General features: G+C 63.8%; 10 protein-coding genes, 1 tRNA gene and 1 pseudogene. 4 read left to right on the plus strand and 8 right to left on the minus strand.

Features of this window, described 5'->3' with window-relative positions; all coding sequences use genetic code 11:
• Position 1: 1 nt before the first annotated feature.
• Together betA and betB are read left to right on the plus strand one after the other, a co-directional pair.
• Positions 2-1,654: a choline dehydrogenase gene (betA, locus tag X733_RS146825; RefSeq protein WP_023819214.1), complete on the plus strand. Its 1,653-nt coding sequence runs from the start codon at positions 2-4 to the stop codon at positions 1,652-1,654.
• 34 nt (positions 1,655-1,688) lie between these two features.
• Positions 1,689-3,152 (plus strand): betaine-aldehyde dehydrogenase, encoded by a 1,464-nt coding sequence (gene betB / locus X733_RS146820; protein ID WP_023819215.1) that lies wholly within the window; start codon positions 1,689-1,691, stop codon positions 3,150-3,152.
• 188 nt (positions 3,153-3,340) lie between these two features.
• On the opposite strand, the gene X733_RS146815 is transcribed toward betB, so the two are convergent.
• Together X733_RS146815 and X733_RS146810 are read right to left on the minus strand one after the other, a co-directional pair.
• On the minus strand, positions 3,341-5,578 hold the full coding sequence (locus tag X733_RS146815) for a mannose-1-phosphate guanylyltransferase/mannose-6-phosphate isomerase (protein WP_023819216.1): 2,238 nt from the start codon (positions 5,576-5,578) through the stop codon (positions 3,341-3,343).
• 11 nt (positions 5,579-5,589) lie between these two features.
• Positions 5,590-7,110 carry a phosphomannomutase/phosphoglucomutase gene (locus X733_RS146810; RefSeq protein WP_023819217.1) on the minus strand — a complete coding sequence of 507 codons (1,521 nt, stop codon included), beginning with the start codon at positions 7,108-7,110 and terminating at the stop codon, positions 5,590-5,592.
• Between the two features lie 200 nt (positions 7,111-7,310).
• On the opposite strand from X733_RS146810, the gene X733_RS146805 reads away from it, so the two are divergent.
• Positions 7,311-7,387 (plus strand) — tRNA-Pro (locus X733_RS146805).
• A gap of 168 nt (positions 7,388-7,555) precedes the next feature.
• Positions 7,556-7,894, plus strand: a complete 339-nt coding sequence (locus X733_RS146800; protein ID WP_023684572.1) for a hypothetical protein — start codon at positions 7,556-7,558, stop codon at positions 7,892-7,894.
• 41 nt (positions 7,895-7,935) lie between these two features.
• Here X733_RS146800 and X733_RS146795 read toward each other — a convergent pair whose 3' ends face one another.
• From X733_RS146795 to glgX, 6 genes and pseudogenes are all read right to left on the minus strand, one after another.
• Positions 7,936-9,555: an ABC transporter ATP-binding protein gene (locus X733_RS146795; protein ID WP_023819218.1), complete on the minus strand. Its 1,620-nt coding sequence runs from the start codon at positions 9,553-9,555 to the stop codon at positions 7,936-7,938.
• 47 nt (positions 9,556-9,602) lie between these two features.
• Positions 9,603-10,730 (minus strand): ABC transporter permease subunit, encoded by a 1,128-nt coding sequence (locus X733_RS146790; protein ID WP_023670736.1) that lies wholly within the window; start codon positions 10,728-10,730, stop codon positions 9,603-9,605.
• 9 nt (positions 10,731-10,739) lie between these two features.
• A pseudogene (locus tag X733_RS01000000166385) lies at positions 10,740-11,739 on the minus strand (ABC transporter permease subunit).
• Between the two features lie 174 nt (positions 11,740-11,913).
• Entirely contained in the window at positions 11,914-13,506 is a 1,593-nt protein-coding gene (locus tag X733_RS146785; RefSeq protein ID WP_023670734.1) for a peptide ABC transporter substrate-binding protein, read from the minus strand.
• 449 nt (positions 13,507-13,955) lie between these two features.
• A complete protein-coding gene (locus X733_RS146780) occupies positions 13,956-15,605 on the minus strand; it encodes an alpha-glucosidase family protein (RefSeq protein WP_023819221.1) in 1,650 nt (549 codons plus the stop codon).
• Entirely contained in the window at positions 15,605-17,605 is a 2,001-nt protein-coding gene (glgX, locus tag X733_RS146775) for a glycogen debranching protein GlgX (RefSeq protein WP_023819222.1), read from the minus strand. Before glgX ends, X733_RS146780 begins: the two co-directional genes overlap by 1 nt.
• Between the last annotated feature and the right edge of the window lie 109 nt (positions 17,606-17,714).

The following is a 17,714-nucleotide window of genomic DNA, read 5'->3' on the forward strand; positions in this document are numbered from 1 at the left end:
CATGCTTGAAGCAGATTTCGTCATCATCGGCTCCGGCTCGGCCGGCTCGGCCATGGCCTACCGGCTGTCGGAAGACGGCAAGCATTCGGTCATCGTCATCGAGTTCGGCGGCACCGATATCGGGCCGCTGATCCAGATGCCGTCGGCGCTGTCGATCCCGCTCAACATGAGCCTTTACGACTGGGGCTTTGCCAGCGAACCGGAGCCGCATCTCGGCGGCCGCGTGCTGGCGACGCCACGCGGCAAGGTGATCGGCGGCTCGTCCTCGATCAACGGCATGGTCTATGTCAGGGGCCATGCACGCGACTTCGACCACTGGGCCGAACAGGGGGCGGCCGGCTGGGGCTTCGCCGACGTGCTGCCCTATTTCAAGCGCATGGAGGACAGTGACGGCGGCGAGGACGGCTGGCGCGGCCACGGCGGCCCGCTGCATGTCCAGCGCGGCCCGCGCAAGAATCCACTCTACGGCGCCTTTGTCGAGGCCGGCCGCCAAGCCGGGTTCGAACTGACCGACGACTACAATGGTTCGAAGCAGGAAGGCTTCGGGCCGATGGAGCAGACCATACGCGACGGCCGCCGCTGGTCGGCGGCATCAGCCTATCTGAAGCCGGCTCTCAAGCGGCAAAATGTCAGCGTGGTCAAAGGCTTCGCCCGCCGGGTGATCATCGAGAATCAGCGTGCCGTCGGAGTCGAGATCGAAGCTCACAAACAGATTCAGTTCGTTAAGGCACGACGTGAGGTGATCGTCGCCGCATCGTCGATCAATTCGCCCAAGATCCTGATGCTATCCGGTATCGGCCCGGCCGCGCATCTCACGGAGAACGGCATCCAGGTCGTGGCCGACCGGCCCGGTGTCGGCCGCAATCTGCAGGATCATATGGAGCTCTACATCCAGCAAGAATCGACCCAGCCGATCACGCTGAATTCGGTTCTCAACCCATTCTCCAAGACGCTGATCGGGGCGCAGTGGCTGTTCTTCAAGACCGGCCTCGGCGCCACCAACCATTTCGAGGCCGCGGCCTTCGTACGCTCGCAGGCCGGTGTGGACTACCCCGATATCCAGTACCACTTCATCCCGGCGGCGGTGCGCTATGACGGCAAGGCGGCGGCTAAGGCGCATGGCTTCCAGGCGCATGTCGGGCCGATGCGGTCGAAGTCGCGCGGTTCGGTGACGCTGCGCTCGCCCGACCCGAAAGCGACGCCGGTCATCCGCTTCAACTACATGTCGCATCCAGACGACTGGACCGAGTTCCGCCACTGCATCCGGCTGACCCGCGAGATCTTCGGCCAGAAGGCTTTTGACGGCTTTCGCGGCAAGGAAATCTCGCCGGGTTCGCACGTCCAGTCGGACGAGGATCTCGACGCCTTCATCCGCGATCATGCCGAGAGTGCCTACCACCCGTGCGGCACGTGCAAGATGGGCCGCGCCGACGACATCATGAGCGTGGTCGATCCGGAGTGCCGGGTCATCGGCGTCGACGGCCTGCGCGTCGCCGACTCCTCGATCTTCCCGCGGGTGACCAACGGCAACCTCAACGCGCCGTCGATCATGACCGGCGAGAAGGCCTCCGACCACATTCTCGGCCGCACGCCACTGGCGCCGTCCAACCAGGAACCCTGGATCAATCCGCGCTGGCAGGTGGCGGATCGATAGGGCATTGTCCGGCCAAGACCATTGGAGAATTCATATGCGCGCCCAGCCAACGGCATCGCACTATGTCAACGGCCGCTACATCGAGGACGAAGGCGGCGCGCCGCTGCCGGTGATCTATCCGGCGACCGGCGAGGTCATCGCCACCTTGCATTCGGCGACGCCGAACGTGCTGGAACTCGCCATCGAAGCTGCGCGGGCCGCACAACCGGCCTGGGCGCGGATGAAGCCGGTCGAGCGTGGCCGCATCCTGCGCCGCGCCGCCGACATTTTGCGCGCGCGCAACGCCGATCTGGCGCGGATCGAGACGCTCGACACCGGCAAAGCGATCCAGGAGACGCTGGTGGCGGATGCACTATCGGCCGCCGACTGCCTCGAATATTTCGGCGGCGCGGTTGCCGCCTTCAACGGCGATGCGATCGATCTTGGTGGACCTTTTGCCTATACGCGCCGCGAGGCGCTCGGTGTGTGCGTCGGCATCGGCGCCTGGAACTGTCCGATCCAGATCGCCGGCTGGAAATCCGCTCCGGCGCTCGCCATGGGCAACGCCATGGTATTCAAGCCTTCGGAAAACACGCCGCTGTCGGCGCTGGCGCTGGCCGAGATCTACTCAGAGGCGGGCCTGCCCGACGGGCTGTTCAACGTCGTGCAAGGCTATGGCGATGTCGGCGCCGGCCTCGTCGGCCATGATGTCGTTGCCAAGGTTTCGGTGACCGGCTCGGTGCCGACCGGCCGCAAGGTGCTGTCGCTCGCCGGCTCGAAGATGAAGCACGCTACCATGGAGCTCGGCGGCAAGTCGCCGCTGATCGTGTTCGACGATGCCGATCTCGAAAACGCCGTCGGCGGCGCCATGCTCGGCAATTTCTATTCGACCGGGCAGATCTGCTCCAACGGCACGCGCGTCTTCGTGCAGAGCGGCATCCATGACCGCTTCGTCGACCGGCTGGTCGAGCGGACGAAAAAGATCCGCATCGGCGATCCGCTCGATCCTGAGACGCAGATGGGGCCGCTGGTCAACAAGGCGCAGCAGGAGAAGGTCGTTTCCTACATCGCGGCCGGCAGGCAGGATGGAGCAACGCTCGCCTGCGGCGGCAACGTGCCGTCGCTGCAAGGGTTCGATGGCGGCTTCTTTGTAGAGCCAACCGTGTTCACCGGTGTCACCGATAAGATGCGCATTGCGCGCGAGGAGATTTTCGGGCCGGTGATGAGCGTGCTGAAGTTCGACGGCGAGGACGAGGTGATCGACCGCGCCAACGACACCGAATTCGGCCTCGCCGCCGGCGTCTTCACCCGCGACCTGCAGCGCGCTCATAGGGTGATCGCCGAACTGCAGGCCGGCACCTGCTGGATCAACGCCTACAATCTGACGCCAGTGGAAATTCCGTTTGGCGGGGTGAAGCAATCCGGCATCGGGCGCGAGAACTCGCTGGCGGCTTTAGCGCTCTATTCGCAGCTGAAGGCGGTGTATGTCGAGACCGGGGACGTGGCGAGCCCGTATTGAGGGTTGAAAGCGAAGTGACAGCTGATCTCCCCCCTTGCGGGGGAGATGGCCGGCAGGCCAGAGGGGGGTGTGACGGATCGCCACCTTTGGTCTGATCTTCGAGTAGCTGAGACGTCGGCGGGACAGCACCCCCCTCTGCCTTGCCAGGCATCTCCCCCGCAAGGGGGGAGATTGGCAGCTCCAACGCCTCACCCCTTCTGCGCCGTGCCGTCCAGATACTGCGTCAGCGCGCAGACCAGATGATAGAAGATGCTGGCCGGCACGTCCGATGCCAAGGAGCGGCCGCGTTCGTCGATGCGGTCAATCCACAGGCCGAGCGGGGCCGGATCGATGTGCCAGCGGAACAGGCGGCCGACGCGCGCCTCGATTTCCGGCTTGAGGTCGGGACCACCTGAACCGTCAAGCGCAATCGCCGCCTTGATCGCTTCGGCCTGTGGCCAGCTCCGCGACACAAGGTCGAGCGGCAGGCCCTGTCTGGAGACCGCGCCGTAGGCAAGGCCGGTGGCGCGGTTGAGGCCGTTGGCGATGGCCGAGGCGTAGAGCTTGCGGGCAAAATTGCTCAACTCGCCCTGGCCGCTGCGGGCGACGAAATCGGTGAGCAGCGAGGCCCATTCGAAATGATGACCGGGCTCGGTCCATGTGCCCTTCTCGCCGGCGGCCGGCTTCCACCCGGCGTCGAAATATTCGCCCAGCGTCCAGCTCTCGGCATCGAAGAAATGACTGCGGAAAAGGTCGATGATGCGCGCGGCGCGGCGCAGATAGGTGCGGTCGCCGGTCGCCTCATACCAGGCGAGGAAGGCCTCGAGCAGATGCATATGCGGGTTGGAGCGCCGCTCGCCCTCCCCGTCCGACGTCTCGAGGAAACCGGTCATGCGGCTGTCCTCGAGATGCGCGTCGAGGAACACGAAGGTCTCCTGGCCCAGCCGCAGCGCATCCGGATCGCCGCACATATGCGCATGCGCCAGCGCCAGCAGCACGCAGGAATGGTCGTAGGCATCCTCGGTTGGGTCGGCGACGGAGCCGTTGACATTGAGCGTGCGCACCCAGCCGCCCCGGTCCGTGCGGCCCTTGCCGGCCATGAAGGCGATGCCATGGGAGATCAGGCGATCGGCTGGACCGTCCCAGCCGCGGGCCTTGGCAACGGCGAAGGCGTAGACTTGCCTCGCCGTCGTGCGCATGCGCTTGGGCTTCAACAGCGCCTCGCCGTCGAAGCCGAGCGCCTCGTGGAAACCGCCATGACGCTCATCGACGCCTGAAGTCGACCACAGCGGCAAGGTCTCCTCGAACAGCCAGTGATGCACGCGCCGACGCCAGGCGCCGCTCTCGATGACGCGGTCGTGTGCCGGCGTGAACCTGGTTTCCAGCCGGCCCGACTTTTCCAGCTGCTCGACGATTTTCTTGACGTGCTGGCTGTGGCTGACCGGGGCGACGAAGGTGGCGTCCGCCGTCGAGACGATGGCGACATCCTTCATACCGATTGCCGACAAAAGCCGGCCGTCGCTTCTGATGTAGGAGTTTTCGCAATCAATGGCGACGACATCGCCGACGACGACATTGCCCTTGGCGTCGGCAGGGCCGACATCGAGCAGCGACTGCCAGGAGCCGAGGTCGTTCCAGCGGAAGCCGGCCGGCACCATGGCGATGTCCTTGGCCCGTTCCATGATGGCGTAGTCGATCGAGTTCGACGGGATGGCGGCGTAGAGGTCGAGCGGCATATAGAGGCCGGACAGGTCGCTCGTTGCCGCCTTGTAGGCGGTTTCGGTGGCCTGCCAGATGTCGGGTTGGAAGGTGGCGAAGGCGTCGCGCATGGCGCCGGCGCGAAACAGGAAAATGCCGGTGTTCCAGTAGAAGGTGCCCGCACTGAGATAGCTCTGCGCAGTGGCGAGGTCGGGCTTTTCGACGAAGCGCGACACGTCGAAGACGCCGCCGCTTTCGGCTGCGACTTCGATATACCCATAGCCGGTCTCGGGCTGCGTCGGCTTGATGCCGAACACCACCAGACGGCCGGCAAGCGCTGCCTGGCTGCCCGCCTCGACGCTCTGCCAGAACTGCTTGGGCGTGGCGATTTCGTGGTCTGACGGCACCACCAGCACCAGGCTGTCGCCGAACTCCGACAATGTGCGCAGCGCGGCCAGCGCCACGGCGGCAGCCGTGTTGCGCCCGGTCGGCTCGAACAGCGGGCCACCGCCGGCGAGGTCGAGGCCGGCAAGGTCGGCATGCACGCGCTCGGCATGGCGCTCGGCGGCGATCAAGAAGATCGGCGTTTCGCCCTCCGGCCGCGCCGTCAGCCGGCGCAGTGTCTTGGCCAGCATCGAGCCGTCGCCGGAAAGATCGTGGTACTGTTTCGGGTTGTCCTCGCGCGACAGCGGCCACAGCCGCGAGCCGACACCGCCGCTCATGACAAAACTGACGATGCGCTCGCTCATGAAAGGTCCAATCAGAACGTCTGGTTGTAAGCGCCGACTTCGGGGCTGCGGCGCAGCACGGCGTCGACGGCCTCGAACATCTGCCGGCGGCGGTCGGACGATGTCGGGCTTTCGACAACCACGACAAGCTCCGGCTTGTTCGATGACGCCCGCACCAGCCCCCAGGTGCCGTCCTCAGCCACGACGCGCACGCCGTTGACGGTGATCAGGTCGGCGATCTTCTGGCCGGCAAAAGTCTTGCCGGCGCGCTGCATCGCCTGGAAGTCCGCCACCACCCGATCGACCACGCCGTATTTCACATCGTCGGCGCAATGCGGGGACATGGTCGGCGTGCCGAAGGTCAGCGGCAGCGCGCGATAGAGATCGGCCATCGAATTTCTGGGGTTCCGGTCGAGCATCTCACAAATGGCTATTGCCGTGATGAGACCGTCATCATAGCCGCGGCCGATCGGCGGGTTGAAGAAGAAATGGCCCGACTTCTCGAATCCGGCGACGGCGCCAAGCTCGGCGACGCGGCGCTTGATGTAGGAATGGCCGGTCTTCCAGTAATCTGTCTTCGCGCCGTTGGCGCGCAGGACGCTGTCGGTGTTGAACAGGCCGGTCGACTTGACATCGACGACGAAGGTCGAGCCGGGGTATTGGGTTGATATGTCCCGCGCGAGCATGACGCCCACCTTGTCGGCGAAGATCTCGTTGCCCTCATTGTCGACCACGCCGCAACGGTCGCCGTCGCCGTCGAAGCCCAGCCCGACATCGGCGCCGGTCTCCAGCACCTTGTCGCGGATGGCGTGCAGCATCTGCATGTCTTCGGGGTTGGGGTTATAGCGCGGAAAAGTGTGGTCGAGCTCGACATCGAGCGGGATCACCTCGCAACCGATGCGCTCCAGCGCCTGTGGCGCGAAGGCGCCGGCGGTGCCGTTGCCGCAAGCGGCCACGACTTTCAGCTTTCGCGCGATGCGCTTGTCGCTCACCAGATCGTCGAGATAGGTCTCGCGAAAACCGGAGACGAATTCGTAGCAGCCACCGCCGGCAAGATCGAAATCGCCCGACAGCACGATCTGTTTCAGGGCGCTCATCTCCTCCGGTCCGAAGGTGAGCGGCCTCGCCGCACCCATCTTGACTCCGGTCCAGCCATTCTCGTTGTGCGATGCCGTGACCATGGCGACGGATGCCGCGTCGAGCGCGAACTGGGCGAAATAGGCCATGGGCGACAGCGCCAGGCCAATGTCTTTCACCTTTGCGCCCGCAGCCATCAGGCCGGAAACCAGCGCCAGCTTGATGGCAAGCGAATAGGAACGGAAATCATGCCCGGTGACGATGTCGGGACCCGCGCCAAGACGGCGGATCAAAGTGCCCAGGCCCATGCCCAACGCTTGGACGCCGATCAGGTTCAGGTCCGGCGGTTGCGTCGAACCGGCATGGCCAAACCACCAGCGCGCGTCGTATTCGCGAAAGCCGGACGCCTTGATCAGCGCTTCGGTTTCGAATTCGAAGCTGTTGGGCCGGGCGTCGCCTACGATTTTCAGGGGCAAGGCAGCAAAGCTCCAGATGGCGAAAACACGATCTATCGGGGCTGCGACTTAGCACACAAGGCTTTAAGCCGGGTTTATCCCGGGAGGGAAAGCCAAGCTTTGCGGCGATGCCCAACGAAAGCCAACGAAATGCGACAGAAGCGCTGCCATTGCCGCTTGCAGGAACGGTATGCGGCAGCTATAAGCCCGCGGTCTGGTCACGGAGTGTAGCGCAGCCTGGTAGCGCACCTCGTTCGGGACGAGGGGGTCGCAGGTTCAAATCCTGCCACTCCGACCAGAAAAAACAGACACTTAGGTGTTTGTTCTCCCGACCCACAAGATAGCTTGATGCAAACCGGCCGCGTCGGCGTCGCTGTCAGCATGGTGTTTTGACGCGACAACCTTCCGCGCTACCTCGATAATAGGAATGCCGCCGAGACAGCGGCCGGAACGAGGTTTGCGGAAGATGAATTTGTTGATTTCAAGCCGGCTGTCAGCGCTGCTCGCTTTGTCCCTGGCGGCAGGCTGCTCATCGCTGGGCAGCGCGGTGAACCCGGCGAAATACGACAGCATGACATGCGCCGAGCTCAACACCGCCGTAGGCGATACCGCGCGCGACATCTCGCAAACCGCCATCACCCGCGGCAAGGTCGCCAACACCAGCGTGCCGAACTGGCTGCTCGGCGGCACGCGCGTGAAGAGCGCAGTGGCCAAGCGTGAGACGGCCAGAATCGAACTGCTGAAGCAGCGGCAAGAGGCCATTGTCGCGACAAGAGCCAACAGATGTCCCAGGTCAGCGGGCTAAGCGAACTGGCCCTACCCTGACTATCTGCTCAACGTCACGCCTTAAGCACTCAGCCGGAAGCGCGTGACATCGATCGCCGCAGCCATCAGCGTCTGGGTGTAGGCGGCCTGCGGGTTGCTGAATATCTGTTCGGTCGGGCCTTCCTCGACGATCTTGCCCTGCCTCATGACGATGATGTAGTCGGCCATGGCGCGCACCACGGAGAGATCGTGGCTGATGAAGAGGTAGGACAGTTCGTGGTCGGCCTGCAGCTTGCGCAGCAATTCGACGATCTGCTTCTGCACCGAGCGGTCGAGCGCCGAAGTCGGCTCGTCCAGCACCACCAGTTTGGGCTTCAGGATCACGGCACGCGCGATGGCGATGCGCTGGCGCTGGCCGCCGGAGAATTCGTGCGGGTAGCGGTTGCGTGCGTTGGGGTCGAGGCCGACCTCGAGCAAGGCCTCGACGGCGCGCTGATCGCGTTGCTTGCCTGACAGGTTCGGCTCATGCACCAGAAGCCCTTCGGTGATGATCTGGCCGACGGTCATGCGCGGCGACAGCGAGCCGAACGGATCCTGGAAGACGAGTTGCATCTCACGTCGCAGCGGCCGCATCGCATGGCGGTCGGCGGTGGAGATGTCGCGGTCGCCGAAGCGGATGACACCGTCGCTGGGCAACAGGCGCAGAAGTGCGCGGCCGAGCGTCGATTTTCCCGAACCGGACTCGCCGACGATACCGATGGTCTGGTTGCGCTTCAGCCGGATCGAAATGTGATCGACGGCGCGTAGCAGCAGCGGTTCGCCGGCAAGGAAGCCGCCGCCGATCTTGAAGGTCACTTCGACATTGCGGCCCTCCAGCAGCACCGGAGCGCTGGGCGGCGGCGCCGCCTTGGTGCCGGTCGGTTCGGCCGCCAGCAGCATTTTGGTATAGGCATGCTGCGGGTTGGCGAAAAGTGCTTCCGCCTCGCCTTCCTCGACCACCTCGCCATAGCGCATGACATAGACGCGGTCGGCAAAGCGCCGGACGATGCCGAGATCGTGGGTGATAAAGACGATGGCCATGCCGAGCTTGCGCTGCAATTCGGCGAGCAGCACCAGGATCTGCGCCTGGATGGTGACGTCGAGCGCCGTCGTCGGCTCGTCGGCGATCAGGATGTCGGGGTCGTTGGCCAATGCCATGGCGATCATGACGCGCTGGCGCTGGCCGCCCGACATTTCGTGCGGATAGGATTTCATCCGCCGCTCGGGATCGGGAATATGCACAAGCCGCAGCAGCTTGAGCGCCTCGTTCCGTGCCTCGGCTGCGTTCAGGCCGCGGTGCTTGCGGATCGGTTCGATCAGCTGGTTGCCGATCGAATAGAGCGGATCGAGCGAGGTCATCGGCTCCTGGAAGATCATGCTGATCTTGGCGCCGCGCACCTTGTTGAGGTCGGGCTTGCTCATGGTCAAAAGGTTGCGGCCGCGATAATCGACGTGACCCGTCGCCTCGCCGTTGGACGCCAGCAGGCTCATCGCCGCCATCATGGTCTGGCTCTTGCCGGATCCCGATTCGCCGACCACGGCAACGGTTTCCCCTGCCTTGACGTGGATGTTGATGCCCTTGACCGCTTCGACCGCGCCGTCGAGCGTGCGGAAGCGGACGCGAAGGTCCTTGACGCTGAGGATCGTTTCGGGCGTTTCCATCGCAACGGTCCCCATCTTATCGGTCCCCATCTTTATCGGTCCCATCTTCATCGGTCTCTCGGATCGAGCGCGTCGCGCAGGCCGTCGCCGACGAAGTTCAGCGCAAACAGCGTCGACACGAGGAAGAAGGCGGGGAACAAAAGCAGCCAGTTGGCGGTGCCGATGTTCTTGGCGCCGACGGAGATGAGCACGCCCCAGCTGGTCATCGGTTCCTGCACGCCAAGGCCGAGGAAGGACAGAAAGCTTTCCAGGATGATGACCTGCGGCACTAGCAGCGTCATGTAGATCACCACTGGTCCGAGCAGATTGGGGATGACATGGCGCAGCAGGATGCCGCGCTGGCCGACGCCCATGGCTTCGGCCGCCTGGACATACTCCTGCCGCCGGATCGACAGCGCCTGGCCGCGCACGATGCGCGCCATGTCGAGCCACAGCACCGCTCCCACCGCCAGGAACATCAGCACGAAGTTGCGGCCGAAGAACACCACCAGCATGATGACAAAGAAAATGAAGGGCAAAGAATAGAGCACGTCGACGATGCGCATCATCACCTCGTCGATCTTGCCGCCGGAAAAGCCGGCCGCCGCCCCGTAGAGGACGCCGATGACCACGGCGACAATGCCGGCAAGCAGGCCGATGGCCAGCGAGATGCGCCCTGCCATCAGCGTTCGCGAGAGAAGATCGCGACCGGTGTTGTCGGTGCCGAACAGGAAGTACTGCTGTTTGACCGACGCAGTCATAGTCAATTCGAGCCCGTCGGCCGATTTGCTCTCTATCTTGGTATCGTCGAAGGCATCGGAGCGGTCAAGATAGCGGATGTTGCGGTCGTCGATCGGTTTGGTCGAGGTGACGGTGACGGTGACGCGACTGCCGTCCAGTTTCCACTCCTTGATGTCGACGCGCATGCGCTTGATGGCATCCTTGAGCGCCGTCTCGATCATGTCGGGCTTCGGATAGGCTGAAAAGCTTGGCGGCGTGCGCACATAGTCGGCATAGATGGTGGTGTACTGATGCGGCACGAACCAGGGGCCGAAGATGCTGATGACGCCAATGAAGGCCAGGTAATAGAGGCTGAACATGGCGGCGCGGTTGGCTTTGAGGCGCGCCCATGCGTCGCCCCAGAGCGAGCGGCCGACGACGGCCGGCGGAGCGGCGGCGGCTGTGATGTCAGTCATAGCGCACCCTCAGTCATAGCGTACCCTGGGGTCGACGACCGCGTACATGACGTCGACGATCAGGTTGAAGACGATGGTGAAGAGCGCGATCACCACCACGGTCCCCATCACCAGCGTGTAGTCGCGGTTGAGCGCGGCATCGACGAAATAGCGGCCGACACCGGGAATGGAGAAGATGGTCTCGACGATGACCGAACCGGTGAGCAGCGCCGCGGCTGCCGGACCGGTGAAGGAAACGATCGGCAGGATGGCGCCGCGCAGCGCGTGCTTGACCACCACCGACCAGTCGGAGAGGCCGNCCGGTGAAGGAAACGATCGGCAGGATGGCGCCGCGCAGCGCGTGCTTGACCACCACCGACCAGTCGGAGAGGCCGAGCGCACGCGCCGTTCGGATATGATGCGAACGCAAGCTCTCGATCATCGACCCGCGCATCAGGCGGGCAACGATGGCGATCTGCGGCAAGGCCAGCGTCAGCACCGGGCCGATCTTGTTGATCAATGCGCCATCACCCCAGCCGCCGATCGGCAACAGCTTCCAGGTCAATCCGAACACCAGCTGAATCACAGGAGCGATGACGAAGGTGGGGATAGTGCTGCCGGCGGTCGCCAGCGCAATCACCGTATAGTCGCCAAGCTTGTTCTGGTTGAGCGCGGCGATGGTGCCGAGCACCGAACCAAGCAGCAGCGCCAGGATCAGCGCGGAGGTGCCGAGCTGGACCGATATCGGCAGCCCCTTGGCAAACAGTTCGGTGACGGTGAAGTCAGGCAAATTGTAGCTCGGCCCGAAATTGCCGCGCAGGAGATTGCCGAGATAGTGGGCATATTGCAGCCAGAGCGGATCGTCGAGGCCGAACTGTGCTTCCAGATTGGCCCTGATCTCGGGACTGAGGCCCCGCTCCTGATTGAAAGGGCCGCCCGGTGCGACGCGTATCAGGAAGAACGCCATTGTCACGATGACGAACAGCGTCGGAATGGCGGTCAAAAGCCGCCGTAAGATGTATCGCAGCATCGGCGCCCCGCTTCGGCCAGAGCGACATACGTCCATGCGGACGCATTGCCACGCTCCGGCGCCAAATCTTCGCACCGGGCTTGCCGAAAATCGACCACGACTTTCGGACCGGTGCGATGACCGACCAGTCCGCCGCGCCCAAATGGGGCGCGGCGGTCCAGTCAAGGATGATTATCAGTCCTTGGAGACGAAGCGGGACGGATGGATGTCCATCACATTGTCATCGAAGCCATGCAGCTTCGAGGAAACGATATCGTGGAAGCTGTAGTAGAGAAGCGGAATGTTGCCGACGTCATCGACAAGGATGCGCTCGGCCTCAGTGAGGTCCTTCATGCGCTCTTCCGGCTTGCCGCCGGCAGCCGCGGCCTTGTCCATGGCCGCCTCATATGCCGGGCTGACGTAGTTCGAATAGTTGTTGCCGCTGGCCTTGCGGGTGATGCCGAGGAAGGTCTCGGGATCCTTGTAGTCGGCGATCCAGGCGGCACGCGCCACGTCGTAGTTGCCCTTCTGCTCGAGGAAGGAATAGTGGGTCTTGGTATCGGTGTTGAGCAGCGTGATCTCGACGCCAAGCGGCTTCAACTGTTCCTGGATGGCAACCGCGGTGTTCTTGTGGTTTTCCGAGGTGTTGTAGCGGATCTCCATCTTCAGCGGATGCTCGGGCGTATAGCCGAGTTTCTCAAGGATCTTCTTGGCGGCGTCCTCGCGGTCGATCTGCGGCATGTCGGCGTATTTGGCCATTGCCGGCGTGTAGCCGGCGATGCCCGGAGGCACCATCGAATAGCCAGGCAGCATGGAATTCTGCCAGACCTTTTCGGCCAGGAAGTCGCGGTCGATAGCCATCGAGATGGCGTTGCGCAGCTCGACATTATCCCAGGGCGCCTTGTCGGTCTTGATCGCGTAATAATAGGTGCCGAGATACGGTCCGACGCGGACCTGATCGCCGAACTTGGTCTTGAGGTCAGCGAGCTGTTCGGTCGGCAGGTCGCCGTAGCTGTCGAGTTCGCCTGCCTCGAAGCGCTTCATCGCCGAAGAGCGGTCTTCGGTCGGGATGTAGTTGACGACGTCCATCTTGACGGTCGCGGCATCCCAGAATTTCGGATTCTTGACCAGCTTCATGTGGTCGTTGGGAATCCACTCGGCCAATGTATAGGCGCCGTTCGAAACGAGATTGCCCGCCTTGATCCAGTCGGCGCCGAGCTTGTCGATCGAGGCCTTGTTGACCGGGTAGGTAGCCTGGTGGGTCAGCATCTCCAGGAAGTATGGCGTCGGCGCCTTCAGCGTCACTTCCAGGGTGTTGGCGTCGATCGCCTTGACGCCCATGTCCTCGGGCTTGCCTTTCTTGGTGTTGACTTCCTCGGCGTTCTTCACGGGATAGAGCATGGAAGCGTATTCGGCGGCGGTCGCCGGATCCTCCAGCCTACGGAAGGAATAGACGAAGTCGTCCGCCGTCACCGGGCTGCCATCCGACCACAAGCCGTCCTTGCGCAGCTTGAAGGTGTAGACGGTGCCGTCATCAGATACCGTCCAGCTTTCGGCGGCGCCCGGGATGAGGTTCGTCTTCTGATCGTGCATGACCAGTCCCTGGAACAGGTCGCGTATGATATCGGCTTCGTAGACGGTCGAGGTCTTGTGCGGATCGACCGTCTCCGCTTCGGCGGCGCTGCCTCTGTTATAGACGGTCTCGGCAAGGGCCGGCGTCAGGAACGTGCCTGCGGCAAAGGTCATGGTCGCGGCGACAAGCGTCGCCTTCAGCATATTTTTCAGCATGAAGTCTCTCCCTGTGGCGCTGCCCATCGGCTGCGCCTTACGAGTGTTGACGCCCCGGAACCGATTTCTGGCCCCTTCGAGCGCGCCGCCGGTTCCCGTTCCGGCAGCTGGTGGCAGGAGACTAGACAGACGGAAATATTATTTCAACCGAGTCTTGCTTGACGCTAAGTGAGCATCCTCACCTTAAACCAGCCATAGCTAATCTATATTACAAGATCCAATTGGGTGCAGCTTGTGGTTGTCCTGTAATTTTGGGTTTTGCCCTCAGCAGTTGTCATTAGCGCAACCATCTGGAAAAATTCCAGGAATGCCGTTCGTGGCCAAGCTCGACGAAAGTACCGAAGAAGCCCGAAAATGAAAAATGTGGCGCCGGTGACGTTGCGCGGATCACTCGGCACGGTTGCATGCGGACACGATCTTTTTTGAAGCCGGACGGCGTCCCTGAAAGATCAGCCTACCTTGCCGACAAACCAGCCCAGGGCCGGCAGCAACAGCCCCTCCTCCTGCAGGACGGCACCGCCACCCAGAGCGATCGCCTCGACAAGCTGGAGATCCGGCGGCAGCCGCCAGTCGGCCGGCTTGTCGGCGAAATTGAAGACGCAGAGCAATATCTCGTCCTCGCCCTGCCGGATGAAGGCAAGGACATCGCCGTCGGTATCGAGAAAGCGGATCGGGCCCTTGACCAGCGCCAGATGCGCCTTGCGCAAGGCGAGCATCGTCCGGTAGCCGGCGAGCACGGACTTGTCGTCGGCGTTCTGGATATCGACCGCCCGAGCGCGGTGGCTTTCCGGCACCGGCAGCCAGGGTTTTCCCGAAGAAAAACCGGCATTGTCGGCGCCCGCCTCCCACACCATCGGTGTGCGGCAGCCGTCCCTGCCCTTGACCCCCGGCCAGAAACGGATGCCGACGGGATCGCGCAGATCCTCGAAGGTCAGTTCCGCCTCCTCCAGCCCAAGCTCTTCGCCTTGGTAGAGACAGATCGAGCCCCGCAGGCAGGAGAGCAAAGCGATAGCGAATGTCGCCACCGCATCTGGATCGCCGCCCGGCCGCGTCCAGCGGCTGACATGGCGCACGACATCGTGGTTGGAGAACGCCCAGCAGACCCAGCCGTCGGCGACAGCTGCCTCGAAGGCCTCGACGCAGCCGCGCACATGGGCGGCTGAGAATTGCTGACCGAGCAGGTCGAAGGTGTAGCACATGTTGAGCTTGTCGCCGCCGGATGTGTAGGCGGCCAGCGTCTGCAGCGAACGGCCTTCGTCGCCGACCTCGCCGACACTGGCGCGGCCGTCATATTCGTCGAGTAAAGCGCGGAAGCGCCTGAGGAAACCGAGGTTTTCCGGTTGCGTCTTGTCGAACAGATGCTCCTGGAAGAGATAGGTGTTGGTTTCGCCATTGGTGCCGGCGACGCTCGACGCCAGCGGCGGATTGCTGCGCAGCCAGCGGTCGTGGACATAGTAGTTGACCGTATCCAGGCGGAAGCCGTCGACGCCGCGCTCGAGCCAGAACCGCACCGTCTGCAACAACGCGTCTTGAACCTCAGGATTGTGGAAGTTGAGGTCCGGCTGCGAGGCGAGGAAATTGTGCATGTAGTATTGCCGGCGGGTCGCGTCCCACTCCCAGGCCGGGCCGCCGAAGACCGACAGCCAGTTGTTGGGCGCGTTGCCGTCCGGCCTGGTGTCGGCCCAGACATACCAGTCAGCCTTGGGATTATCCTTGCTGGCACGGCTCTCTACAAACCATTCGTGCTTGTCGGAGGAGTGCGACAACACCTGATCGATGATCACCTTCAGGCCGAGCCTGTGCGCCTCGGCAACCAGCGCGTCAAAGTCGTCGAGCGTGCCGAACATCGGATCGACCGCCTGATAGTCGGAGACGTCGTAGCCCATATCGGCCATTGGCGATTTGAAGAAGGGCGACAGCCAGACGGCGTCGACGCCGAGCGAGGCGACGTGCGCCAGCCGTGAGGTGATGCCTGAGAGGTCGCCGCTGCCGTCGCCGGTGGTGTCCTGGAAGGAGCGAGGATAGATCTGGTAGATGACGCAGCCGCGCCACCAGTCGGCGCTCTGTTCGGGTTCCGGCTGGGCATTGTCGTCGGCCATCACGGACCCTTCCTGGCGCGGGCCTTTGCGGTCCGGCGCTCGATCATGAAACTGACACTGCGGCCGGGCAGCGGCCACGCGAGGTCGACCGCTTGCGCTTCAACACCCGGCTGCCATTCAAACCCTTGCCGCGCGGGCAGCGTGAAGACGCATTGGCGGCGATCGCCATTGACGATCACAGCCAGGCGGCCTTCCCCGCCATCGCCGAGCAGCATGACGAGGCGATGGCGCGAGCCATCGTTCCAGTCGGCTTCGCCGAGCGGCGCGCCGGTCTCGGTCAGCCACGCGACGTCGGGCACATCAGAACCGTCCGGCGGCTCTCCGGTCAGGAAGCGCGTATCGGAAAGCGCCGGCACCGCGCCGCGCAGAGCTGCGAGCGCCGACACATGGGCTTCCAGCCCGACGTCGCGCCCGGCCCAGTCGAGCCAGGTGATGGCGTTGTCCTGCGCATAGGCGTTGTTGTTGCCCCCTTGCGTGCGGCCGAATTCATCGCCCGCCGTCAGCATGATGGTGCCGCGCGAGGCAAACAGAGTGGCGAGCAGCGCGAAGCGATCATGGGAACGGGCCTCGGCAATCGCCTTGTCCGAGGTTTCGCCCTCGACGCCGTTGTTCCAGGACAGGTTCTCATTGTGGCCGTCGCGGTTCTTCTCGCCATTGGCCTGGTTGTGCTTGGCTTCATAGGCGACGATATCGGTCAGCGTCATGCCATCGTGTGCGGCGATGAAGTTGACCGTGCGGCTGGCGGATTGGCCCTCCCTGCCGAACACATCGGAGGAGCCGGCGAGCCTTGTCGCCAGCGCACCGACCGCGCCGGCATCGCCGCGCCAGAAGCGCCTGACGTCGTCGCGGTAGCGGTCGTTCCATTCGAGGTAAGGCGGCCGGAAATTGCCGAGCTGATAGCCATTCGGGCCGATGTCCCACGGCTCGGCGATCAGCACCCTATCGGCAAGCAGAGGATCGCCAGCGATGGTCTCGAGCAACGGGGCCGCCGGATCGAATACGCCAGCGACGCGGCCGAGGACCGGCGTCAGGTCGAAGCGGAAACCGTCGACGCCGGCATGGCGGACGAAATGGCGTAGCGTGTCGAGTACCATGTCGCGAACGACCGGATGATCGCAGGCAATGGTATTGCCGGTGCCGGTATCGTTGGCCAACCTGCCGTCCGGCTCGCTGCGGTAGTAGGCTTGATTGTCGAGGCCGCGCAGCGACAGCGTCGGCCCGAGCCGGTCACTTTCGCCGGTATGATTGAAGACGAGATCGAGGATGGTGCCAATGCCAGCCTTGCGCAGCACCCCCGCCGTATCGCGCAATTCGGCGAGGCCGCCCGGCGCCAGCCGCGGATCGAGCGCCATGAAGGTGACTGGGTTGTAGCCCCATGCGTTGCTGAGGCCGAGCGGCGGTAGATGGCGCTCATCGATCCATGCCGTCACGGGCATCAGCTCAACGGCGGAGACGCCGATCTTTCTGAGGTGTTCGAGGATGGCCGGATGCGCAAGTGCCGCAATGGTGCCGCGCTGCGCTTGGGGCACGTCCGGATGCAGTCTGGTGAAGGAACGGACATTGAGTTCGTAGATCAGACGGCCCGGCTGGAACAAAGGCGCCTTGGCCGGCAGCGGCTTGGGTAGCGCGCGGGCGACGGTCTTCGGCATCAGCGGCGCGGTATCGGTGCCTTCGTTGCGCCGGGCGGCAAGCCGCCAATGATGCTGGTAGGGCCGGTCTATCTCGACAGCGTAGGGATCAGTGAGCAGCTTGTCGGGATCGAACCACAGCCCGCGCTCCGGCGCATATTCGCCGTCGGCGCGAAAGCCGTAGCGCGTACCCGCGGCAAGGCCGGCGACGAACAGCGCATGGACGCTCTCGCCTTCCGGCTGAAGTTCGAGCCGGTCGATTTCACGGGCGCCGGTGTCGTCGAAGATCGACACCCACAGGCGCCGCGCGGACGACGACCAGGCGGCGAAGCGGATGCCTTCGGGAGTGACCGTTGCGCCGAGCTGGGTCATCGGCGCATCCTCCACCCTCCCCCTTGTGGGGAGGGTCGCGAACGAAGTGAGCGGGGTGGGGGTCGGCGCGGGGAAAGCGCTTTACGAGCACCCCCAACCCGATCCGCTG

The organism is Mesorhizobium sp. L2C066B000 (assembly GCF_000502335.1).
GTDB lineage: Bacteria > Pseudomonadota > Alphaproteobacteria > Rhizobiales > Rhizobiaceae > Mesorhizobium.